We start from the raw sequence: 23,118 nt of genomic DNA on the forward strand, positions 1-23,118 counted from the left end.
AAGCTCGCTCCTACAGAAGAGCCCAAACCGCAATGGCAGCGGGAATACCCAACCCCACCCAACTGAGCGAATCCCACACCCCATCCCCGAGCAGCGCCGCAAACAACCCCCCAGCGCTGAGCAAGCCAATGCCCAGCGGCATGCCGAAGACCTTCCAGAAACTCGACTGGCGCGGCCTCATGCCTTGCCCGCCTTGCGCCGCACGATCCACAAATAAATCCCGCTCACCAGCACGATGATGGTCAGCACATCCAGCACTGCCCAGAGGATTTTCATCGGCATGCCGCCGTAGTCGCCAAAATGCAGCGGCTGGGACATGCCCATGGCGTCCATGTACCACGGCCGTTCGCCGATGGCGGTGACCGCCAGGGTGCTGGCATCGATCAGCACCGGCGTGAGCAAGTGCGAGGTAAGCTGGGTGCTGCCCTTCATGAATACGGCGTAATGGTGCTCGCTGGAAAAGCGCGTGCCGGGGAAGGCGATGAAGTCCGCTTGCATGCCGGGCGCGGCCTTGGCGGCAATCGTCAGCAAATCGCTGGCCGGCGCCCGTTGGGTCAGGGGCGGCGCGTTTTTGTAGGGTTCGATCATGGCGCTGAGGCTGTTCTGGCGCCAGGCGTCGATGATCAGGTCGGCGCACGCACTGATCACGCCGGTGACGCCGACCACCAGCGCCCAGGTCAGCGTGACCACGCCGATCAGGTTATGCAGGTCGAGCCAGCGCAGGCGGGTGGATTTGTCGTGGCGTACGGTGGCGAACGTCAAGCGACGCATGAACGGCAGGTACAACACCGTGCCCGAGATGATCGCCACTACAAACAGAACCCCCATGAATGCCAGCAGCCACTTGCCCGGCAAGCCGGCGAACATGTCCACATGCAAGCGCAGCAGGAACAAGGTGAACCCACCGTTGGCCGCCGGGGTTTCCACGACATCACCAGTGCGCGCGTCAAGCATGAAGGTGTGCGACAAATTGGGTTCGGTGCCGGCGGTGGCGGCCATGATGGCGATCACACCGTTCGCATCGTCTTCGTCCCAGGCCAGGTACTGCAGGGCTTCGCCGGGGCGATGGGCCTGGGCACTGGCCACCAGTTGCTCCAGGTCGAGCCGCGGCGTATCGGCGGGCATTTGCGCCAGCTCAGGCTCATTGCCCAGCAGGTGATCGATCTCGTGGTGAAACACCAGCGGCAGGCCGGTGAAAGCGAGCAGCAGCAGGAACACCGTGCAGATCAGGCTGGTCCAGGTGTGGATAAAGGACCAGCGGCGGATGGTTTTGCTTTTCATTTTCCAGCGCTTACCACTGGTAGGTGGCGCTGGCGACTACGCTGCGTTGGTCGCCGAAGTAGCAGTAGTTGCCGTCACAGGTGGAAAGGTAGTCCTTGTTGAACAGGTTGGTCGCGTTCAACTTGACCGACGCGCCCTTCAGGCTGTTGTCCAGGCGCCCGAGGTCATAATGCACAGCACCGTCGAATACGGTGTAGGCATTGGCCTTGCCCAGCCAGGTGTTGGCCTGGTCACCATAGGTATTGCCGGTGTAGCGGGCGCCAAAGCCGATGCCGAAACCATCGAGCGGGCCGGTGTGCCAGGTGTAGTCTGTCCACAGGGAGGCTTGCTGGTTGGGCATCAGTTGCAGGCGGTTGCCCTTGTGGATGCCTTTTTGTACCTCGGATTTCGCCAAGGTGTAGGCGGCGATGACCTTGAGGTTGTCGGTGACGTCAGACACGGCTTCCAGTTCCAGTCCTTTGACTTTCACTTCGCCGGTCTGGCTGTTGATTTGCTGGCCACCTGGGCCGATGGTCGTCACCTGCACATTTTTCTGGGTCAAGTCGTAGACCGCCGCGCTCAGCAGCGTATTCGAGCCGGGCGGCTGGTACTTGACCCCCATTTCCCATTGCTTGCCTTCCGTCGGCTTGAACGTCGTGAGGGCATTGGTATCGGCGTTGCTCGCCGGCTGGAATGATTCGGCGTAGGACAAGTACGGTACGAAGCCCGAGTCGAACACATAGCTCAACGCCGCATTGCCGCTGAAGTGTTTAATGCGGTCAGTGTTGGTCGCATCGCTGTCGTTGAAGTAGGTGGTGCCCTGATGCACCCAATCTTCACGTCCGCCCAAGGTCAGGCGCCAGTTGTCGAGGGACATCTGGTCTTGTACGTAGAGGCCGGTTTGCACGGTTTTCTGGTTGTAGTCGTAGAAAGGTCGGACGTTGGTCGGGCGAAGAGTCGGAGCGGTGTTGATCGGGTTGAAGATGTTGATGCCTGACGCTGTACCGAATATCGCCCGATAGGAGGTATCGGTGCGTTGGTGATCAAGGCCAAGCAGTAATGTGTGAATGATATCGCCAGTCGTGAAGTCCGCCTGGAAATTGTTGTCCAACGCAAACTGACTGATGTCCTCGTCCACGTTAGTGGTCGAGCGGCTGATATTGCCGGCCGCATCAGCCGGGGAGAACGCAAAGGAACCCACGGTCAGTTGCTGGAATGACAGATCCGACTTGGTGTAGCGAAGGTTCTGCTTGAACTGCCAGGTATCGTTGAAGCGATGTTCAAACGCATAACCCAGCGCGTAGTAAGTACGGTCGTAGTATTCGTAATCCGGGTCGCCTAAGTTCTTGTGGTGGGAAACTTCACCCAAGGGCGATTTGATCTTGGTCCCCTGAATCGGCAGGAATTGGCTGGTAGTGCCCGTATCGTCGCGGGTGAATTGCGAGAGGAAGGTCAGCTTTGTATCCGGGTCAATATTCCAAGTCAGACTCGGCGCAATGTTGTAGCGCTTGTTGTCGATGTGATCGACCTGGGTGCCGGCATCGCGCACCACACCGCTGAGGCCATACAGGAACTGGCCTTCATCATCGATCTTGCCGGTGCTGGCGAAGTTGATCTGGCGGTAGTTGTCGCTGCCGTATTGCACTTGGATGGCATGGCTGGACTCTTCGCTGGGACGGCGGCTGACCATGTCCAGCAGACCGCCGGGCGGGGTCTGGCCATAGACCGACGAAGCCGGGCCACGCAGCAGGGCGAGGCGGTCAAGGTTCCAGGTTTCGGCTTTCGGATTGGCATACACACCGCGTGGCAACGGCAGGCCATCGAGGAACTGGGTCGGTTCGAAGCCGCGCACGCGCATCCAGTCGTAGCGGGTGTCGCTGCCATAGCTGGCGGACACGATGCCCGGCATGTATTTAACCGCGTCATCCAGGTTCTGCACGTTGCGGTCCTGCATCTGCGCGCGGGTGGCGACAGAGATCGAACGCGGCGCTTCGACCAGGGCGGTGTCGGTCTTGGTGCCGGCGGCGGTGCGCGTGGCCAGGTAGCCTTGGACCGGGCCCCAGGCGGTTTCCTGGCTGCCGTCCTGGCCGGTGATGTTGGTCACCGGCAGCGCCATCACGCCCTCCGGGACCGCCACCAACGTATAGGTCCCCGCACTGCTCTGCTCCAACTGCAACCCCGTCCCACGCAACGCTTCACGCAGTGCACCCGGGGCATCGAACTGGCCCTGGACCGGCGCCGAGGTCTTGCCTGCGGCTAGCGTCGGGCTGAGGGTCAGCGCGAGGCCGCCCTGGCTGGCGATCTGGTTCAGGGTGGTGGCCAGGGGCGCTGCCGGCAGGTTGTACGCACGCACGCTGGACGCCTGCTCGGCGGCGATCAGCAATGGGCTGGCGAGCGGTGCGCTGAGGGCAATGGCCACGGCTAACAGGCTGGGGCGCAACAAGGTGTCTAGCGTGCGGGACATAGGGCGGCTCCTGAATGGAAATATTTCTCAATTGCCTAGGTGCCGAACGAGAATCGAAAAGTGATAGGGCTGGGTGAAAATATTTTTTCTGAGGTGGTCTTCAGGGCGCCATCGCAGGCAAGCCAGCTCCCACATTACGATTTGTGAACCCAGTCAAATGTGGGAGCTGGCTTGCCTGCGATAGCAATCGCCCAGGCACCGCCAAATCTAAGGCTTACTCTTCACCGTCACCCACCACGGCGTGCGCTGCTCGATCCGCACCGCCAACGTAGGCAGCAGCGCATTCAACGCCAGGGTGGTGTCGTGCAGCGGGAAGCTGCCGGTGATGCGCAGGTCTGCCACGGCCTTGTCCACCCCCAGGTAACCGGTGCGGTAGCGGCTGAGCTCCGCGACCACATCGCCCAGGCGGGCGTTGTCCACCACCAGCATGCCGCGGGTCCAGGCGTCGGTGGCGGGGGTGACGGCGAGCGCAGGGCCGAGGCCGTCGCTGCGCATCAGCACTTGCTGGCCGGCCTTGAAGATCTGTTCCTGGTGCAGCGCCTCTGGCTGGGCGGCGACTGCCGATTGCAGCACGCTCAAGCGCGTGGCGTCGTCTTCGCGCTTGACGATAAACCGCGTGCCCAACGCGCGCAGGCTGCCGTCGCGGGTTTGCACATAGAACGGGCGCGCATCGTTGTGGCCGGTTTCGATCAGGATTTCGCCTTCCTGCAACACGATCAGTCGACGTTTTTCATCAAAGCGCACGTCGATTGCACTGTGGGTGTTGAGGTTGACCAGGGTGCCGTCCTCCAGTTTCAGCGTGCGCTGCTCGCCGGTGGCGGTGCGCTGGTCGGCCAGCCAGTAATGGATCGGCACATAGCGCTCACCGGCAAACAACGCCAGGCCAATGACCAGTGCGATGCTCGCCAGGCCGCTGCCCAGCTTGCGCACCCGCTGGCGAATACCCTGGCGCGACTGCAGCAGCGCCGCCCGCGCCGGGCCCGAAGCGGCGCTGAAGCGTTGGTCGAGCATGCCCAGCTGGCGCCAGGCGCGGGCGTGTTCCTCATGACTGGCGAACCATTTGGCGAATTCTTCGCGCTCAACCAGGCTGCCGTCGCCCGAATCGAGGGACAGTTGCCAGGCAATCGCGGCATCCAGGACGCGGGCCGAGACCGGCTTGGAACCGGTCATCGTCACTGCGGCTCGCCATACAGGGCGATGTAGCACTGGCGAATGCCCTGAGCCAGGTATTGGCGCACGCGCGGCACGGACACGCCCAGACGCTGGGCGATCTGCGCATGGCCCATGCCATCGAGTCGGTTGTAGAGGAAGGCGGCGCGGGCCTTGCTCGACAACTTGCCGAGCAGGCGGTCGATGGCCTTGAGGTCTTCGAGGATCAGCTGTTGCTGTTCAGGAGAAGGGTGTTCACTTTCCGGGATCAGCATCAGTTCGGTGAGGTAGGCCTGTTCCAGGGCGGCGCGACGGAAATAGTCGAATAACAGGCCCTTGGCGATGGCCACCAGAAACGCCCGGGGTTCGCGGGGTTGGCGTAACTCGTCACGGCCCAGCAGGCGCATGAAGGTGTCCTGGCTCAAGTCTTCGGCGCGACTCGGGCAGGCTACGTTTCGCCGAAGCCAGGCCAACAGCCAGCCACGATGATCGCGATACAACGCGCCAACGAGCTCACTGTGTGGGTTCTGGACCGACGACAAGGCATCACCGAATAAACAAGAGGTTTAAACTAACGAGAATTATTCGCGATTGTGTCAGAGCCGTGGGGTGGGCGCAATTGGCGTCTGTCGGGAGATCGTTCCCACGCTCTGCGTGGGAATGCATCCCGTGACGCCCTGCGTCGCCTAGAAAGAGGGTGTCTGTCTGCGCCGTTTCCATTGGCTCAAACGCTCTTGCAGCGCCTGTGGCGAGTCGATGTGCTGCTGGCGCGCGCGGCTCAACAGGATCAGCATCAGTTCCGCCGTGGCCAGGGCATCGGCGCTGGCGTGATGGCGCTCGCCCACGTGCAGGTTGAAGTGGTTGACCCAATCGTCCAGCCCAGCCTCGCGCAAAGGCACATCGGGACACAGCAGCGGGGCGATCTCGGCAACATCGAGAAACGTATGCGTCAGGCGGTAACCCAGGCTGTCCTTGAGCGCCCGGCACAACATGTGTTGATCGAACGGCGCGTGAAACGCGAGCAACGGGCTGTCGCCGACGTACTCCATGAAGTCCAGCAGCGCCTCCACCGGGTTGCAGCCGGCCGCAATCGCACTGGGGCCGAGGCCGTGGATCAACACGCTGGGGCTGAGTTTGGTTTCGGCGCGTTGCAGGGTGCGCTCGAAGAGTTGGGAGAAATCCACTGCGCCGTCTTCGATCACCACCGCGCCAATGGACAGCACCTGGTCACGGTTGAGGTTCAGCCCGCTGGTTTCCAGGTCCAGCACGACCCAACGCTGGTCGCGCAAGGAACCGTGACCCAGAACGGTGGGCTTGCGCAGCTGCTCCATGCGCTTGAGTTGTGCGCTGTCGAGCCCAGGCTTTTTCGTGCGCAGCCAACTGAACAGGCTCACAGCTGATACCGCAATGTCAGGCTGCTTTGCAGGCGTTGAGCCTGGCGCAGGGATTCGCGCAGGATGCGCCGGTCCAAGTGGTTGAGGCTGTCGGGGTCGACGCGATTGGAATACGGCTGGTTCTCGCGGGTTTGCCGTTGGTGCTGTTGCATGCGGGTTTGCTGGATGAAGTGGTACGCCTCTTCATACGCGGCGCCGTCCAACGGTTCGATGACTTCCTTGACCACCAGTTGGCGCAGGCGCTCCAGGGTGTTGTTGGCGTGTATGCCATTGGCCAGGGCCAGCAGGCGTGCGCCGTCGACAAACGGCGTCAGGCCTTGGACCTTGAGGTCGAGGGTAGCTTTTTCGCCGCCCTTGCGTGTCAGCACAAACTCGCGAAAACGCCCCACGGGCGGGCGCTGGCGCAGCGCGTTTTGCGCCAGCATGCGCTGGAACAGCCGGTTATCCGCCACTTGATCAAGGATGCCCTGGCGCAGTTGTTCGCAGCCACGTTCATCGCCCCACACCACGCGCAAGTCGAAATAAATGCTGGAGCCCAGCAGATTCTCCGGCGTCGCCTCACGAATGAATGCCGCAAACCGCCGCGCCCATTCGGCTCGCGACAAACACAATTGCGGGTTGCCGGCCATGATATCGCCCTTGCACAGGCTGAACCCGCACAGCGCCAGGCTCTGGTTGATCTGCTGCGCCAGCGGCAGCAGCAGGCCACGCATCGCCTCCGCTTCCCCCGCATCCTTGGCTTCAAACAGGATGCCGTTGTCCTGGTCGGTGTACAGCGTCTGCTCGCGGCGGCCTTCGCTGCCAAAGCATAGCCAACTGAACGGCATGCCGGGGTCGCCTTTTTCGGAGAGGGTCAATTCGATCACCCGGCACACGGTGTGATCGTTAAGCAGGGTAATGATATGGGTGATCTGGGTGGACGACGCACCGTGGGCCAGCATGCGCTCCACCAATTGGCCGATCTCGCCGCGTATCGCCACCAGGTTGTCCACCCGCGGCGCGTTACGGATGGTACGCGCCAGGTGCACCAGGTCGACACGCTGCAGGGAAAACAGGTCGCGCTCAGACACCACGCCACACAGGCGTTGGTCTTTGACCAGGCACACATGGGCGATATGCCGTTCGGTCATGGCGATGGCGGCGTCGAAGGCGCTGTGGTCCGGGGTCAAGAAGAACGGCGCCTGGGTCATATGACCTTCGATGCCTTGGCCAAAGTCGCTGGTGCCATCGGCCACCACCTGGCGCAAGTCGCGCAGGGTGAAAATCCCCAGCGGCGCCTTGTGCTCATCGACAATCACAATGCTGCCGACCTGCTGTTCATGCATCAGCGTCACCGCTTCGCGCAGCGGCGTGGCCGGGCTGCACGTCACCGGGTGGCGCATGGCCAATTCGCCCAGACGTGTGTTCAGGGAATACTGGGTACCGAGGGTTTCCACGGCTTTTTGCTGAACTTGCTGATTGACCTGGTCCAGCAAGCTGCTGACACCGCGCAGGGCGAAGTCGCGGAACGGGCTGGAAAGCGCGAACAGCTTGATAAAGGCCGGTTTGTTCAGTTGCAGGCAGAAGGTGTCTTCGGCGGCCTTGTGCTCGGTGCGGGTCGCCCGTTCACCCAGCAGGGCCGCGAGGGGAAAGCATTCGCCGGTGGTGATTTCAAAGGTGGTTTCGGCGGCTTCCTGGTGCAACCCGGGCCGCTCACCGACGACCCGGCCTTGCTTGACGATATAAAAGTGTTCAACCGGCCCACCCGACGGCTTGAGGATGCTGTCACCGGGACCATAGAAGCGCAGCTGGCACTGTTCCACCAGAAACGCCAGGTGGGCGTTTTCCATCTGGTTGAAGGGCGGGAAGCGCTGCAGGAACTGCAGCGTACCGTGGATGTTTTGCAACACAGCAGTTTTCCCCGCCTGGGCGAAGGCATCAGCTTTACTCATAACAGTGGCCGCATTTTTTTGTCGTTATCGTCCCTCATGGTCGACCCCCGCGCGGCGGGTGCCCATTGGACGTAAGTCTAGGTCGATACAAAAGGCACGCACCTAAGGAAAAACCTTACACGACTATCGTCCGAACCCCGTATAACGCCCACTAGGCAAACTTTCCGACGAAGTGCACATTGATCGCCCTTGCGCAGATGTCTGACGAGTGTGCTGGAAGAGTGAATAGAACTGTTGAGAAGCGTATGTCCGACCACGATATTTTGAGCGATGCCGAGCGCGAGGCGCTGAGCGCCGTGATGCTGGAGCCTGATTTACCGCCACAACGCGTGTTGATTGTTGACGACGACAAGGATGCGCGTGAACTGCTGGCGGAGATCCTGGGGCTGGACGGTATTCGCTGCATGACCGCCGACAGTGGCGAGGCGGCGTGGAATTTGTTGAAATCCAGCAGCTCCATCGGTTTGCTGATCACTGACCTGCGCATGGCCCCCAGCAATGGCCTGGAGCTGATCCGCCAGGTGCGTGAGTCCACCCGCGCGGCGCTGCCGATCATCATCATGTCCGGGGACGCGGAAGCGCCGGATGTGATCGATGCGATGCATTTGAGCGTGGTGGATTTTTTGCTCAAGCCTATTGATAGCGTGAAGCTGGCGAAGCTGGTGAAGCGGGAGTTGGGGATGGACTCCTGAATTTTTGGATGACTGAACTGACGTCATCGCAGGCAAGCCAGCTCCCACATATGAATGTATTCACACATCAAACTGTGGGAGCTGGCTTGCCTGCGATGAGGCCATCAGGGCATACCTGAATCTTCCCAGATGAGAAAAGCCCCGATCTTGCGATCAGGGCTTTTTCATTTACAGGCCGTTTTTAGCCTTGAACTCCCGACGCCGACGATGCAACACCGGCTCGGTATACCCATTGGGCTGTTTAGTCCCTTCAATCACCAACTCCACCGCCGCCTGGAATGCGATATTGCTGTCGAAATCCGGCGCCAGCGGGCGATACAACGCATCACCGGCATTCTGACGGTCCACCACCGGCGCCATGCGCTTGAGGCTTTCCATCACCTGGGCTTGCGTGACGACACCGTGACGCAGCCAGTTGGCGATGTGCTGGCTGGAGATGCGCAGGGTGGCGCGGTCTTCCATCAGTCCCACATCGTTGATGTCCGGCACTTTCGAACAGCCGACGCCCTGGTCGATCCAGCGCACCACATAACCGAGGATGCCCTGAGCGTTGTTGTCCAGCTCGTTGCGGATTTCTTCGTCGGACCAAGCAGTGTTGCTGGCCAGGGGGATCGTCAGGATGTCGTCCACCGAGGCGCGTTCGCGCTTGGCCAGTTCGGCCTGGCGGGCGAAGACATCCACTTTGTGATAGTGCAACGCGTGCAGGGCCGCTGCCGTTGGCGAGGGTACCCAGGCGGTGTTGGCGCCGGCCAAGGGGTGGGCGATTTTCTGCTCGAGCATCAAAGCCATCAGGTCGGGCATGGCCCACATGCCTTTACCGATCTGCGCGCGGCCTTGCAGGCCGGTGCTCAGGCCGATATCGACGTTCCAGTTTTCGTAGGCGCCAATCCACTTCTCCGATTTCATCGCCGCCTTGCGCACCATCGCGCCGGCTTCCATGGAGGTGTGGATCTCGTCGCCGGTACGGTCGAGGAAGCCGGTGTTGATAAACACCACGCGCTCGCTGGCGGCCTTGATGCACGCCTTGAGGTTGACCGTGGTGCGGCGCTCCTCGTCCATGATCCCGACTTTCAACGTGTTGCGCGGCAGGTTCAGCACGTCTTCGATGCGGCCGAACAGCTCGTTGGTGAACGCCACTTCTTCCGGGCCGTGCATCTTCGGTTTCACGATGTACACGGAACCGGTGCGGCTGTTCTTGCGCGTGTTGTTGCCGTTGAGGCTGTGGATCGCCGCCAGGCTGGTGAGCAGGCCGTCGAGGATGCCTTCCGGTACTTCGTTGCCGTCTTTGTCGAGGATCGCGTCGATGGTCATCAGGTGACCCACGTTACGCACGAACAGCAGCGAACGGCCGTGCAGCGTCACGTCGTTGCCGTCCACGCCGGTGTAAACGCGGTCGGCGTTCATGGTGCGGGTGAAGGTCTTGCCGCCCTTGGCCACTTCTTCAGCCAGGTCGCCCTTCATCAGGCCGAGCCAATTGCGGTAGATCACCACTTTGTCGTCGGCATCGACGGCGGCGACGGAGTCTTCGCAGTCCATGATGGTGGTCAGCGCGGCTTCCATCAGCACATCCTTGATGCCGGCGGCGTCGGTCTGGCCGACCGGGGTGCTGGCGTCGATCTGGATTTCGAAGTGCAGGCCGTTGTGTTTGAGCAGGATTGCAATCGGCTCGGCCGCGGGGCCCTGGAAGCCGATGAACTGGGCGTCGTCGCGCAGGCCGCTGTTGCTGCCGCCCTTGAGGCTGACGATCAGCTTGCCATCGACGACCTTGTAGCCGGTCGACTCGACGTGGCTGCCGGCGCTGAGCGGCGCGGCTTCGTCGAGAAATGCACGGGCGAAGGCGATGACCTTGTCGCCGCGTACCTTGTTATAGCCCTGGCCCTTCTCGGCGCCGTCGGCTTCGCTGATGGCGTCGGTGCCGTACAGCGCGTCATACAGCGAACCCCAGCGCGCATTCGAGGCGTTGAGGGCGAAACGGGCGTTCATGACCGGTACCACCAATTGGGGGCCGGCCATGCGCGCGATTTCGTCGTCGACGTTTTGGGTCGTGGCCTGGAAGTCCGGGGCTTCCGGCAGCAGGTAGCCGATGTCTTGCAGGAAGGCCTTGTAGGCCACCGGGTCGTGAGCCTTGCCTGCGTGAGTCTGGTGCCAGGTGTCGATCCGCGCTTGGAAGTCGTCGCGTTTGGCGAGCAGGGCTTTGTTCTTCGGGGCCAGGTCGTGGATGACCTTGTCGGCGCCGGCCCAGAACTGCGCGGCAGTGATGCCGGTGCCGGGAATGGCTTCGTTGTTCACGAAGTCGAACAGGACTTTGGCGACCTGCAGGCCACCGACTTGAACGTGTTCAGTCATCTCTTGCCTCACTCTGCGGAGCTTATGCGCTGTTTCGGATTTTCATTATGTAGTGCACGGTTGGGCATACTACATCATGACTTGCGGTTGTGAAAATTAGACTAAATACGTCGTTTAGCGACCCACTTTGGTCGTACGGTCACAGCGGAGAACCGGATGTTCTCAAAAAACTATTGGATTGTTCCAGATAAATATAAAAATGGTACACGATTTGTTTTCGAGGGCGCCTGCGTCCACCTTGTAGATTGAATTCCAGAGGGCAACGCCATGGACCATCTTGTACTCACAATTATCGCCGCCGACAAACCCGGCCTGGTTGAACGTATCGCGCAGAATATCGCCGCCCACGGGGGCAACTGGCTGGAAAGCCGAATGGCGCATATGGCGGGGCAGTTTGCCGGGATCCTGCGTGTCAGTGTGCCTGCCGAGAACCGTCAGGCGTTGGTGGGTGCGCTGGAGGATTTATCCACACACGGCATTCGCGTGCTGGTGGGTGAGGGCAGCAGCGGCCAGGCCTCCGCGTCCAAGTCGATCGTGATGACGCTGGTAGGCAACGACCGCGCCGGCATCGTGCGCGAGATCACTGCGCTGTTGAGCAAGCAGGGCGTCAACCTGGAGCGTTTGAGTACCGATGTACGTCCGGCGCCGATGAGCGGTGATCCGCTGTTCAGCGCCGAAGCTTTGCTGCAGGTGCCGTCGACATTATCCCTGGATGACTTGCAGCAATCCCTGGAAACCCTGGCGGACGACTTGATGGTGGAACTGCGCAACGAGGAATAACCCACCTACCCGGTTATGCATGCAAATCTTGCATGGGCCTGTGGATAACCTTGGGGTGGATGTCTGCAAGCCACGCAGGCTGTGGCTTGCAGATGTTTGAGCGTTTTTTGATCAGCGTTTGCGCACGCTCAGCCAGATATCCACGCTGTACACCACCAGGCCCGCCCAGATAAAGGCGAAGGCGGTCAGCGTGCTTGGCGCCAGGTGTTCGCCGAACAGCAATACGGCTTCCAGCAGCACCAGGGTGGGCGCTACGTACTGCAAGAAGCCCAGTGCGGTGTAGGGCAAATGCCGCGCGGCAGCGTTGAAACACACCAGTGGGATCAGCGTCACCGGGCCTGCGGCTACCAACCACCAAGCCTCGGAAGTACTCCAGAACTCCAGCTGTGCGCTATGCGCTGTCGGGTTGAACAGCAACCAGGCCACGGCAATCGGCACCAGCATCCAGGTTTCCACCACCAGCCCCGGCAGGGCTTTCACCGGCGCCTGTTTACGGATCAGCCCATAGAAGCCAAAGGTCAGCGCCAGCACCAGCGACACCCATGGCAAGCTGCCGACTTGCCAGACTTGTTGCGCCACGCCCACCGCGGCCAACCCGACGGCTACCCATTGCAAGCGACGCAGGCGCTCGCCGAGCAGCAGCATGCCCAGCAGGACGTTCACCAATGGATTGATGTAGTAACCCAGGCTCGCTTCCAGCATGCGTCCGGTGTTTACCGACCAGACATAGGTCAACCAGTTAGCCGCGATCAACGAACCGCTCAGGGCCAGGATCGCCAGGCGCTTGGGGTTGTCGCGCAACTCGCGGAACCAGCCGGGGTGTTTCCAGACCATCAGCAGCAAACCGCCGAACAGCGCCGACCAGAGCACCCGGTGCACGATGATTTCGGCGGCGGGTACGCTGGCGATGGCTTTGAAGTAAAGCGGGAACAGGCCCCAGATGACATAGGCGCTCAGGCCCAGGATGTAACCCTTGCGGGGGTTGGCGGCTTGCATGCGGAATCCTTGCTTAGGCAGCTAACAAAGCGCGATTGTAATTGGGTTTACCGATCGTTCCCACGCTCTGCGTGGGAATGCCGATTTGGACGCTCCGCGTCCGCTCTTGAACGCATGACGCAGAGCGTCACCTGATGCATTCCCACGCGGAGCGTGGGAACGATCAGCAGTCAGAAGAGTTTCAGCGGCTCTTCATTCAGCGCCGACAGTTGCTCGCGCAACGCCAGCACCTGATCGCCCCAATAACGCTCGCTGCCAAACCACGGGAAGCTGTGAGGGAACGCCGGGTCATCCCAGCGTCGGGCCAGCCAGGCGCTGTAGTGCATCAGGCGCAGGGCGCGCAGCGGTTCGATCAGCGCCAATTCACGCGGATCGAAGTCGTGGAATTCCTGGTAGCCATCCATCAATTCCGACAACTGGCCCAGGCATTCCTGACGGTCTCCGGCGAGCATCATCCACAAGTCCTGCACCGCCGGGCCCATGCGGCAGTCATCCAGGTCGACGATGTGGAACATTTCGTCGCGGCACATCATGTTGCCGGGGTGGCAGTCGCCGTGCATGCGGATGTTCTTGTGCGGCGTGGCCTTGTACACCTCTTCCACACGCTTGAGCAGGTCGCGGGCTACGGACTCGTAGGCCGGCAGCAGGCTTTTGGGAATGAAGTTGCCTTCCAGCAGCGTGGTGAGGGAGTCATGGCCGAAGTTCTTCACCCCCAAGGCTTCGCGGTGTTCGAACGGGCGGGTGGAACCCACCGCATGCAAACGGCCCAGCAATTGCCCAAGACGGTAGAGCTGATCGAGATTGCCCGGCTCCGGCGCACGGCCGCCGCGGCGGGGGAACAAGGTGAAGCGGAAACCGGCGTGTTCGAACAGGCTCGCGCCGTTGTGGATGAGCGGCGCCACCACCGGCACTTCGCATTCAGCCAGTTCGAAGGTGAAGCGATGTTCTTCGAGGATCGCTTCGTTGGTCCAGCGTTGCGGGCGATAGAACTTGGCGATCAGCGGCTCGGCGTCTTCGATGCCCACTTGATAGACGCGGTTTTCGTAGCTGTTGAGCGCCAGGATGCGAGCATCGCTGAGGAAGCCGATACTTTCGACAGCGTCGAGCACCAGGTCGGGGGTGAGCGTTTCAAACGGATGGGCCATGCGAACTCCTGCGCGCAGCAGGTCGCCGCGTCCGGCCCGGTATGGTAACGCACCAGGGCGCAGATAGGTGGTGGCTGTGCGGACGCCTTCGCGAGCAAGCCCGCTCCCACATTCGATCGCATTCCTACAGGATATGCGCGGTCAACTGTGGGAGCGGGCTTGCTCGCGAAAGCGGTTTATCAGGCGCCGACGACCCCACCATCATCCCGCCGAATCGCCATCACCGACGAGCGCGGCTTGCCATTGGGCAAATGCTCCGGCCAGGTCGAACCGCCGGTTTCGCCCGGATGCTGAATGCCCACGAACAGCGTCTTCTGGTCCGGCGAAAAGCTGATGCCCGTTACTTCACAGGCCACTGGTCCGACCATGAAGCGGCGGATTTCCCCGGTGCTCGGGTCGGCGCAGAGCATCTGGTTATTGCCCATTCCCGCGAAATCGCCCGCGTTGCTGTAGTCACCGTCGGTAAGGATCCACAAGCGCCCGGCCTTGTCGAAGCCCAGGCCGTCGGGGCTGTTGAACATGTTCTGCGGGTTGATGTTTGACGAACCGCCCTTGGGCGTTCCAGCGTGCACGCCAGGGTTGCCGGCCACCACGAACAGGTCCCAGGTGAACGACTGGGCGCCGTGGTTATCGGCGTCGGCCTTCCAGCGCAGAATCTGGCCATAGACGTTTTTCTCACGGGGGTTGGGGCCACCGACCGGCTGGCCGTCTTCACCGCGCTTGGCATTGTTGGTGAGGGTGCAATAGACCTGGCCATCGGAGGGGCTGACCACGATCCATTCCGGGCGGTCCATGCGTGTGGCTTTCACCACGCTGGCGGCCAGGCGCGCGTGGATCAGCACTTCTGCCTGGCTGTTGAATCCGGTGCTGGCGTCGATGCCGTTTTTGCCGAAGGTCAACTCGACCCATTGGCCCTTGCCCTTGGGATGGTCGGCATTGCCGTCGCCCGCGTCGAAGATCGCCACGTACAAGGTGCCATGATCGAGCAGGTCATTGTTGGCCTTGGGGTTCTTGTGGTTGATCTTGTCGCGGCTGACGAACTTGTAGATGAACTCGCCGCGCTCATCATCGCCCATGTACACCACGGCGCGCCCGTCGCGGGTCTCGGCCAGGGCGGCGTTTTCGTGCTTGAAGCGGCCCAGGGCCGTGCGTTTGGCCGGGGTGGATTGCGGGTCGAACGGGTCGATCTCCACTACCCAACCGTGGCGGTTGAGCTCGTTGGGGTTCTTGGCAAGGTCGAAACGCGGGTCGTGTTGATGCCAGTTGATGTCTTTGCTGGCGGCGACCGCGCCGTAGCGTTTCTGCCCGGCGTCGAAGGTCTGTTGTGGGTTGCTGCTGCCGAAGCAGTCGGTGAAGTTCTCTTCGCACGTCAGGTAAGTGCCCCACGGCGTTTTGCCGTTGGCGCAGTTCTGGAAGGTGCCCAGGACTTTCTTGCCGGATTTGTCGGCGCTGGTTTTCAGCCATTCATGGCCGGCGGCCGGGCCGCTGAGGCGGATCGGCGAGTTGCCGTGGATGCGCCGGTTGTAGCGCGAGTCCTGGACGAATTGCCAAGTGTCGCCCTGGCGCCGCACTTCGATCACCGACACGCCTTCGCTGGCCAGGGCCTTGCGCACGTCCTCGGCCGATTGCGGCGCGCCGCCGTGGGCGTAGAGATAGCGGTAGTTGGTGTATTCGTTGTTGATCGCCATCAGCGCGCGGTTATCGTCGCCGGGGAAGGGGAACAGGCTCATGCCGTCGTTGTTGTCGCCGAACTGATGTTCCTGGGCCTGCGCCGTGCCGTTGCCGGACGGGTCGAAGGCTGGCGCGTTCTTGCTCAGCGGTTGGCCCCAACTGATCAGCACCGACGCGCTGTAGCCCGGCGGCAGGCTGATGGTGTCGCTGGTGGCGGCGGCGATGCTGGTAAAGCCCAGCAGCGGGCTGGGGGTGGCGGCATTGACGGCCAGGGCGCTGCGGGTCAACAGGTTGCCGCCCAGGAACATCGCGGCACCGCACAAGGCACCGGCACCGATGAAGCGGCGGCGGGTGAGGCCGACCATTTGTTCGAGGTCGGTGGCTTGGTTTTCTTCTAATAGGCTCATCTCAGGCTCCTTGACGGTTTTTGCAGATACCTTAAGGAGCGGGCGTGACGAAATTGTTGCAGTTAAAAGAAGCTGACGGCTTACACCGGTGTTCCCAGCAGCACATTGCTTGGCGCGAATTGCACCTGGATCGCCTGGCCTTCAGCGGCGCTGATAGCCTTGAGCGCGTCGGGCTGCGCCAGGGCGCATAAAACCTGGCCGTTGGGCAGGGCGATGCGGACTTCGCTGGGGCCGTCGTCGGCGTCGAGAATGGCGTCGACGCTGCCGTGCAGGCAATTGTGTCCAGTTGTTGCGGGGTGTTCAGCTGCCATTAAATCCAGCCAGCCGGCCTTGATCAGCGCGACCACTTCCACGCCGGTTTCCAGCTCCAGCCGCTGCGTGCTGTCGTGGGTAATCTGCGCATTCAGGGTCAGCCCGCCCGCCAGTTGCAGGCGGACCAGATCGTTACGGCCTTGCTGCTCGATGGCGATGACCTGGCCGTGCAGCTGATTGCGCGCGCTGGTACGCAGCATCAAGCGGCCCAGCAGGTTGAAGTCGCTGGCCGCTTCGTCGGAGCCCAGCACCTGCGCCTGCAGCACTTGCAGGCGCTGGTAAAGACGCAACACCCGCTCACCCTCGGCCGTCAGCTTGGCGCCGCCGCCGCCCTTGCCACCGACGCTGCGTTGCACCAGGGGCTTTTGCGCCAGATTGTTCAGCTCGTCGATGGCGTCCCAGGCCGCCTTGTAGCTCAAGCCTGCGCTTTTCGCTGCGCGGGTGATGGAGCCCTGCTCTGCGATGTGCCCCAGCAAGGCAATGCGCTGGGGCCGGCGGATGATGTGTTGGCTGAGCGGGGTGGGCAGAGACATGTGGATACGCTTCGATGGGATGAGTCGAACGTTGCGGGCAAGCGGGGCTGGCGTCAAGTCAGTGGCCCGGTTTGGGCGTTCGGGCCAGGCAGTACACATCAACCCGTCGCGCGCCGGCATCGATCAACAACCGCGCCAGGCTGTGGGCGGTGGCGCCCGTGGTGAGTACGTCGTCGACCAAGGCGAAGTGACGCCCCCGCACCTGGGCGTCTGGCGCCAGGGCGAAGGCGCCGAGCAGGTTGCGCTTGCGGGTCTTGGCATCGAGGGCTTGCTGGGCGACGGTTTCCTGGGGGCGTAACAACAGGTGCTCATCGCAGGCGATATTCAGGTCGCTGCTGAGCCAGCGTGCCAGCATCGCGGCTTGGTTATAGCCGCGTTCGCGCAGGCGTTTGCGGGCCATGGGCACGGGCAGCAGGCAGTCGGGCCGCGGGAGCTCGGTGTTGTCGAAGCGGTGTTGCAGGTGTTGCGCCAACAGCCGCGCAAGCATCTGCCCGAGGGGCCAGCGGGCCTGGTGTTTGAAGCGGCTGATCAGGCTGTCGACAGGGAAGCTGTAGGTCCAAGGCGCGACCGCCTGTTTAAAGGCAGGCGGTTGTTTCTGACATTGGCCGCAGATCAAACCCTCCATGGGCAAGGGCAGGGCGCACACGTCGCAGTGTTCCAGCAACCACGGCAGCTCTGTTTCGCAGACGTTGCACACACAATGGGCCGATTCTGTCGTCTCATCGCATATTAAACAGCTCTGTATATTTTTTAACCATATGTAAACCTGGTGTTTGTAGTTGGGTTGACAGCGCATGAATCTTCCTTAAATATGCCGAGCATCCGTGTCGTGCCTGTGGGTATTGCCCTGCCCACAGCGCTTGCCCAAGCATAATCAAGGAATCGCCCATGAGCGCCAGCACCACCGCCACGTTGCGTCACGATTGGTCTCTTGCAGAAGTCAAAGCGCTGTTCGTGCAGCCGTTCAATGACCTGTTGTTCCAGGCGCAGACCGTGCACCGCGCGCATTTCGACGCCAATCGTGTGCAAGTGTCGACGCTGCTCTCGATCAAAACCGGCGCCTGCCCGGAAGATTGCAAATATTGTCCGCAGTCGGGCCACTACAACACCGGCCTGGAAAAAGAAAAACTGATGGAGGTGCAAAAGGTCCTCGAAGAGGCGGCTCGCGCCAAAGCCATCGGTTCGACCCGCTTCTGCATGGGCGCCGCCTGGAAACACCCGTCGGCCAAAGACATGCCCTATGTGCTGGAAATGGTCAAAGGTGTGAAAGCCATGGGCCTGGAAACCTGCATGACCCTCGGCCGTCTCGACCAGGACCAGACCGAAGCCCTGGCCCAGGCCGGCCTTGACTACTACAACCACAACCTTGATACCTCGCCGGAGTTCTACGGCTCGATCATCACGACCCGCACCTACGGCGAGCGCCTGCAAACCCTGGCCTATGTGCGTGACTCAGGGATGAAGATCTGCTCGGGCGGCATCCTCGGCATGGGCGAGTCCCTCGACGACCGCGCCAACTTGCTGATCCAGCTGGCCAACCTGCCGGAGCATCCAGAGTCGGTGCCGATCAACATGCTGGTCAAGGTCGCCGGCACGCCGCTGGAAAACGCCGAGGATATCGACCCGTTCGACTTCATTCGCATGCTCGCCGTGGCGCGCATCCTGATGCCCAAGTCCCATGTGCGCCTGTCGGCTGGCCGTGAGGCGATGAACGAGCAGATGCAGGCCTTGGCGTTTTTTGCCGGTGCCAACTCGATCTTCTACGGCGACAAGCTGCTGACTACCTCCAACCCGCAGGCCGACAAGGACATGCAACTGTTCGCGCGCCTGGGGATCCTGCCGCAAGCGCGCGAAGAGCACGCGGATGAAGTGCACCAGGCGGCGATCGAGCAGGCGTTGGTCGAACAGAAAAGCAGCGAACAGTTCTACAACGCCGCCGTTTGATTGAAATGCAATCCAAATGTGGGAGCGGGCTTGCCTGCGATAACGGTCTGTCAGGCACATTGCTGGTGAATGTGCCGCCGTCATCGCAGGCAAGCCAGCTCCCACATTTTTGACCGTAAACCGAGGCCAGCATGTCTTTCGATCTCGCCGCGCGCCTCGCTGCCCGCCGTGCCGAACACCTTTATCGCCAACGCCCGCTACTGCAAAGCCCCCAAGGCCCGGACGTGGTGGTCGACGGCCAGCCGTTGCTGGCGTTCTGCAACAACGATTACCTGGGCCTGGCCAATCACCCGCAGGTGATCGAAGCCTGGCGCGCCGGTGCGTCCCGTTGGGGCGTCGGCGGTGGTGCTTCGCATCTGGTGGTCGGGCATGCCACCCCGCACCATGAACTGGAAGAAGCCCTGGCTGATCTGACCGGTCGCCCGCGCGCGCTGCTGTTTACCACCGGCTACATGGCCAACCTTGGCGCGGTCACGGCGCTGGTGGGGCAGGGCGACACCGTGCTGGAAGACCGTCTTAACCATGCCTCGCTGCTGGATGCGGGCCTGCTGTCCGGTGCGCGCTTCAATCGCTACCTGCATAACGACGCCGACAGCCTCGCCAAGCGGCTTGAAAAGGCCACCGGCAATACGCTGGTGGTCACCGACGGCGTGTTCAGCATGGACGGCGATCTGGCCGACGTGCCCGCGCTGGCCCGTGAGGCCAAGGCCAAAGGCGCCTGGTTGATGGTGGATGACGCCCACGGTTTCGGTCCCTTGGGCGCCAATGGCGGCGGTATCGTCGAGCATTTCGGCCTGAGCCAGGAGGATGTGCCGGTACTGGTCGGCACCCTCGGCAAAGCGTTTGGTACGGCCGGGGCCTTTGTGGCGGGCAGTGAAGAGCTGATCGAAAGCCTGATCCAGTTCGCGCGGCCGTATATCTACACCACCAGCCAACCGCCGGCCCTGGCCTGCGCCACCCTGAAAAGCCTGGAACTGTTGCGCAGCGAGCATTGGCGGCGCGAACACCTGAACGCGCTGATCCGTCAATTTCGCCAAGGCGCCGAGCAGTTGGGCCTGGAGTTGATGGACAGCTTCACGCCGATCCAGCCGATCCTGATCGGCGACAGTGCCAGGGCCATGCGCCTGTCCCAGAGGCTGCGCGAGCGCGGACTGATGGTGACCGCGATCCGCCCGCCCACGGTGCCGGCCGGCAGCGCGCGTCTACGCGTGACATTGACGGCGGCCCACAGCGCGGCGCAGGTGCAGCTATTGTTAAGCGCATTGGAAGACAGTTTCCGCCTGGAGCCTGCCCATGCGTGATCGACTGATATTGCTGCCCGGCTGGGGCCTGGGTGTTTCGCCATTGGAGCCGTTGGCCGCCGCACTGCTGGGTCTGGACGAGCACCTGCGGGTGCAGATCGAACCGTTGCCCGCGCTGGACTCCAGCGGCCTTAATGAATGGCTCGACGAGCTCGACGCCACGCTGCCGGACAACGCCTGGCTGGGCGGCTGGTCCCTGGGCGGCATGCTGGCCGCGGAGCTGGCGGCACGACGCGGCGAACGTTGCTGCGGCCTGCTGACCCTGGCGAGCAGCCCGTGTTTTGTCGCCCATGATGGCTGGCCGAATGCGATGCCCGCCGAGACCTTCGATGCGTTTCTCGCCGGATGCCATGCCGACTCCCAGGTCACCCTCAAACGCTTCGGCCTGTTGTGTGCCAAGGGCGCCGAAGACCCGCGCGGTCTGGCGCGGCTGTTGGTCAGCGGGGCGCCGAATACGTCGTCCGCGCGCCTGATGGCGGGGCTTGAGCTGCTCGCCCAACTCGATACCCGCGACGCTCTGCTGGCGTATCGCGGCCCGCAGTTGCATCTGTTTGCAGGTCTGGACGAGTTGGTACCCGCCGAAGCCGCCGGCACACTGCTGGCCCTGCTCCCCGATGTTGAAATCGGCCTGATTGAACAGGCCAGCCACGCTTTTCTTCTGGAAGACCCCCACGGTGTAGCGGGGGCCATCCAGGCTTTTTTGCATGAGTGCGTCGATGACTGATTTATCCCACCCCCCGCTGCCGGGTGCCTTGCCGGACAAGCGCCAGGTGGCGGCGTCCTTTTCCCGTGCCGCCGCCAGTTACGACAGCGTCGCCGAGTTGCAGCGAGCGGTGGGCAACCAGTTACTGGCGCGCTTGCCAGCAGGTCTCGCGCCGCAACGCTGGCTGGATATGGGCTGCGGCACCGGGTACTTCAGCCGCGCGTTACAAGCGCGATTGCCCGATAGCCAAGGCATCGCACTGGATATCGCCGAAGGCATGCTCAACCATGCACGACCGTTGGGTGGCGCGAACCATTTCATCGCGGGTGATGCAGAACGCTTGCCGCTGAAGGCTGAAAGCGTGGAGCTGCTGTTTTCCTCCCTTGCGGTGCAATGGTGCGCGAACTTCGAGGCGGTGCTCAGCGAGGCTCATCGCGTGTTGCAACCGGGCGGTGTGCTGGCCTTCGCCAGCCTGTGCGTGGGCACCTTGCGCGAGCTGCGCGAAAGCTGGCGCGCGGCGGATGGCCTGGTTCACGTCAATCGCTTTCGCACCTTCGAGGCTTACCAGCAACGGTGCGCAGCCAGCGGCCTGCGGGTGGTGAGCCTGGAGCGTCGCCCCCACGTGCTGCATTATCCTGATGTGCGCAGCCTGACCCATGAATTGAAAGCGTTGGGCGCGCATAACCTCAACCCCGGCCGACCGGGCGGGTTGACGGGGCGCACGCGGATTGCTGCACTGGTGCAAGCGTATGAGCAGTTCCGCCAGGCCCAGGGCCTGCCGGCGACTTACCAAGTGGTGTATGCCGTACTGGAGAAACCTCTATGAGCGCCGCTTATTTCATCACCGGTACCGACACCGATGTCGGCAAGACCACCATCGCCGCCGGCCTGCTGCACGCGGCGCGGCACGCCGGCCGCAGCACCGCCGCCGGCAAGCCCGTCGCTTCCGGCTGCGAGGTCACGCCCAAAGGCTTGCGCAACGCCGATGCGCTGGCGTTATTGGCCGAATGTACGTTGCCCCTGAGCTACGCTGATGTGAACCCGGTGGCGTTCGAACCGGCCATCGCACCGCATCTGGCGGCGCGGGAGGCGGGGGTCTCGCTTACGGTGCAGTCCTTGTTGAAACCCATGCAGCAGGTCCTGGCCTTGAACGCGGATTTCACCTTGATCGAAGGCGCAGGCGGTTGGCGTGTGCCCCTGGCCGACCAGGCGAATATGTCAGACCTGGCCATGGCGCTGAAACTGCCGGTGATCCTGGTGGTGGGCGTGCGCCTGGGTTGCATCAGCCATGCCCTGCTCACCGCCGAAGCCATTGCGCGGGACGGTTTGCCGTTGGCCGGGTGGGTGGCCAATATCATCGACTCCAAGACCTCCCGTCTGGAAGAAAACCTCGCCACCCTGGCCGAAAGGTTGCCTGCGCCCTGTCTGGGGCGGGTACCAAGACTCAAGCACGCCGGGGCTGAGGCCGTGGCGCACTACCTGCAGTTGGATTTGCTTGACTGATTTTGGCTATTGCCAGGCATTGTGCCATTAGTGTTTTTGTCGGGCGTTTTGCCACTATCTCTGTTTCAATCATCGTTCACGATTCTCTGAAAGCAGGTTCAAGCCATGGATATCTCTGGCAGCAGCGCATTTTACTCAGGCCTGAATACCATTGCGTCCGGGCAGAGCCGTGTCGACCAGGCCGCCGGCAAGATCGCCAGTGCCGCCACCAGCCAACCCTCGGACGCCCAGAGTGATCGCTTGCAGGCGGTCAATCGCGGCCAGCCGACTAATTCCGCGAGCAATATGGTGGAGCTGGCCCAAGGCAAATTTGAGGTGGCGCTGGGCGTCAAAGTGGCCAAGGCCGCGGATGAAATGCTCGGTACTTTCATCGATACCTACGCTTAATCCCTCGTCCCCACGCATGCCGGCTCTGCTTTCTGTGGGGGCTGGCTTGCCTGCGATCGAATCACCTCGCTATGCCTGATAAACCGCAGCGCACGCAGCGCAGGCAAGCCTGCTCCCACATTTGACCTGCTTCGCTTCCCCGCACCTCTATACTTCCCAAATGACGTGGCGTCTTGCCGCAGGCCTTGCCGTGTCTGATG

Annotated in this window: 21 protein-coding genes; 8 read left to right on the plus strand and 13 right to left on the minus strand. The window is 62.2% G+C overall.

What is annotated here, in order from left to right:
• Positions 1-10 precede the first annotated feature (10 nt).
• From ACLH0H_RS11495 to ACLH0H_RS11525, 7 genes are all read right to left on the minus strand, one after another.
• A complete protein-coding gene (locus ACLH0H_RS11495) occupies positions 11-181 on the minus strand; it encodes a hypothetical protein (RefSeq protein WP_411382082.1) in 171 nt (56 codons plus the stop codon).
• Entirely contained in the window at positions 178-1,281 is a 1,104-nt protein-coding gene (locus ACLH0H_RS11500) for a PepSY-associated TM helix domain-containing protein (RefSeq protein WP_411382083.1), read from the minus strand. Before ACLH0H_RS11500 ends, ACLH0H_RS11495 begins: the two co-directional genes overlap by 4 nt.
• Before the next feature lie 10 nt (positions 1,282-1,291).
• Positions 1,292-3,724 (minus strand): TonB-dependent siderophore receptor, encoded by a 2,433-nt coding sequence (locus ACLH0H_RS11505; RefSeq protein WP_411382084.1) that lies wholly within the window; start codon positions 3,722-3,724, stop codon positions 1,292-1,294.
• Between the two features lie 207 nt (positions 3,725-3,931).
• On the minus strand, positions 3,932-4,900 hold the full coding sequence (locus ACLH0H_RS11510) for a FecR domain-containing protein (RefSeq protein ID WP_411382085.1): 969 nt from the start codon (positions 4,898-4,900) through the stop codon (positions 3,932-3,934).
• The gene (locus ACLH0H_RS11515) at positions 4,897-5,415 is read right to left on the minus strand and encodes an RNA polymerase sigma factor (RefSeq protein ID WP_411382086.1); all 519 of its coding nucleotides are present in this window, start codon (positions 5,413-5,415) and stop codon (positions 4,897-4,899) included. The genes ACLH0H_RS11510 and ACLH0H_RS11515 overlap by 4 nt, the downstream gene beginning before the upstream one ends.
• 144 nt (positions 5,416-5,559) lie before the next feature.
• Positions 5,560-6,267 (minus strand): PolC-type DNA polymerase III, encoded by a 708-nt coding sequence (locus ACLH0H_RS11520; RefSeq protein ID WP_411382087.1) that lies wholly within the window; start codon positions 6,265-6,267, stop codon positions 5,560-5,562.
• The gene (locus ACLH0H_RS11525) at positions 6,264-8,198 is read right to left on the minus strand and encodes a putative nucleotidyltransferase substrate binding domain-containing protein (protein WP_411382088.1); all 1,935 of its coding nucleotides are present in this window, start codon (positions 8,196-8,198) and stop codon (positions 6,264-6,266) included. Before ACLH0H_RS11525 ends, ACLH0H_RS11520 begins: the two co-directional genes overlap by 4 nt.
• 245 nt (positions 8,199-8,443) lie before the next feature.
• Between ACLH0H_RS11525 and ACLH0H_RS11530 the strand changes: the two genes are divergently transcribed.
• Positions 8,444-8,890, plus strand: coding sequence for a response regulator (locus ACLH0H_RS11530; RefSeq protein ID WP_076953263.1), 447 nt, complete (start codon positions 8,444-8,446; stop codon positions 8,888-8,890).
• A gap of 168 nt (positions 8,891-9,058) precedes the next feature.
• On the opposite strand, the gene ACLH0H_RS11535 is transcribed toward ACLH0H_RS11530, so the two are convergent.
• A complete protein-coding gene (locus ACLH0H_RS11535) occupies positions 9,059-11,236 on the minus strand; it encodes a malate synthase G (protein WP_411382089.1) in 2,178 nt (725 codons plus the stop codon).
• Between the two features lie 267 nt (positions 11,237-11,503).
• Between ACLH0H_RS11535 and ACLH0H_RS11540 the strand changes: the two genes are divergently transcribed.
• On the plus strand, positions 11,504-12,016 hold the full coding sequence (locus tag ACLH0H_RS11540; RefSeq protein WP_186694053.1) for a glycine cleavage system protein R: 513 nt from the start codon (positions 11,504-11,506) through the stop codon (positions 12,014-12,016).
• A gap of 111 nt (positions 12,017-12,127) precedes the next feature.
• Here ACLH0H_RS11540 and rarD read toward each other — a convergent pair whose 3' ends face one another.
• The 5 genes from rarD to ACLH0H_RS11565 form a co-directional block, all read right to left on the minus strand.
• Positions 12,128-13,012, minus strand: a complete 885-nt coding sequence (gene rarD / locus ACLH0H_RS11545; protein WP_076953266.1) for an EamA family transporter RarD — start codon at positions 13,010-13,012, stop codon at positions 12,128-12,130.
• A gap of 170 nt (positions 13,013-13,182) precedes the next feature.
• The gene (locus tag ACLH0H_RS11550; protein ID WP_076953267.1) at positions 13,183-14,157 is read right to left on the minus strand and encodes a serine/threonine protein kinase; all 975 of its coding nucleotides are present in this window, start codon (positions 14,155-14,157) and stop codon (positions 13,183-13,185) included.
• Positions 14,158-14,336: 179 nt separating this feature from the next.
• Positions 14,337-16,235 carry a PhoX family protein gene (locus tag ACLH0H_RS11555; protein WP_411382090.1) on the minus strand — a complete coding sequence of 633 codons (1,899 nt, stop codon included), beginning with the start codon at positions 16,233-16,235 and terminating at the stop codon, positions 14,337-14,339.
• Positions 16,236-16,315: 80 nt separating this feature from the next.
• Positions 16,316-17,080 carry a TOBE domain-containing protein gene (locus ACLH0H_RS11560; protein ID WP_411382091.1) on the minus strand — a complete coding sequence of 255 codons (765 nt, stop codon included), beginning with the start codon at positions 17,078-17,080 and terminating at the stop codon, positions 16,316-16,318.
• A 58-nt stretch (positions 17,081-17,138) separates the two neighbouring features.
• Positions 17,139-17,876 carry a ComF family protein gene (locus ACLH0H_RS11565; RefSeq protein ID WP_411382092.1) on the minus strand — a complete coding sequence of 246 codons (738 nt, stop codon included), beginning with the start codon at positions 17,874-17,876 and terminating at the stop codon, positions 17,139-17,141.
• Positions 17,877-17,968: 92 nt separating this feature from the next.
• Between ACLH0H_RS11565 and bioB the strand changes: the two genes are divergently transcribed.
• The 6 genes from bioB (at position 17,969) to ACLH0H_RS11595 (ending at position 22,918) form a co-directional block, all read left to right on the plus strand.
• Positions 17,969-19,024: a biotin synthase BioB gene (bioB, locus tag ACLH0H_RS11570; protein WP_411382093.1), complete on the plus strand. Its 1,056-nt coding sequence runs from the start codon at positions 17,969-17,971 to the stop codon at positions 19,022-19,024.
• A gap of 131 nt (positions 19,025-19,155) precedes the next feature.
• Entirely contained in the window at positions 19,156-20,325 is a 1,170-nt protein-coding gene (gene bioF, locus ACLH0H_RS11575; RefSeq protein ID WP_411382094.1) for an 8-amino-7-oxononanoate synthase, read from the plus strand.
• On the plus strand, positions 20,318-21,049 hold the full coding sequence (locus ACLH0H_RS11580; RefSeq protein ID WP_411382095.1) for an alpha/beta fold hydrolase: 732 nt from the start codon (positions 20,318-20,320) through the stop codon (positions 21,047-21,049). The genes bioF and ACLH0H_RS11580 overlap by 8 nt, the downstream gene beginning before the upstream one ends.
• The gene (gene bioC / locus ACLH0H_RS11585; RefSeq protein WP_411382096.1) at positions 21,042-21,854 is read left to right on the plus strand and encodes a malonyl-ACP O-methyltransferase BioC; all 813 of its coding nucleotides are present in this window, start codon (positions 21,042-21,044) and stop codon (positions 21,852-21,854) included. The genes ACLH0H_RS11580 and bioC overlap by 8 nt, the downstream gene beginning before the upstream one ends.
• Positions 21,851-22,531, plus strand: coding sequence for a dethiobiotin synthase (bioD, locus tag ACLH0H_RS11590; RefSeq protein ID WP_411382097.1), 681 nt, complete (start codon positions 21,851-21,853; stop codon positions 22,529-22,531). Before bioC ends, bioD begins: the two co-directional genes overlap by 4 nt.
• 105 nt (positions 22,532-22,636) lie before the next feature.
• On the plus strand, positions 22,637-22,918 hold the full coding sequence (locus ACLH0H_RS11595; protein ID WP_411382098.1) for a pyrroloquinoline quinone biosynthesis protein PqqE: 282 nt from the start codon (positions 22,637-22,639) through the stop codon (positions 22,916-22,918).
• The last annotated feature ends 200 nt before the right edge of the window (positions 22,919-23,118 follow it).

The sequence above is a fragment of the Pseudomonas sp. MPB26 genome, from assembly GCF_046605355.1.
GTDB classification, from domain to species: domain Bacteria; phylum Pseudomonadota; class Gammaproteobacteria; order Pseudomonadales; family Pseudomonadaceae; genus Aquipseudomonas; species Aquipseudomonas cedrina.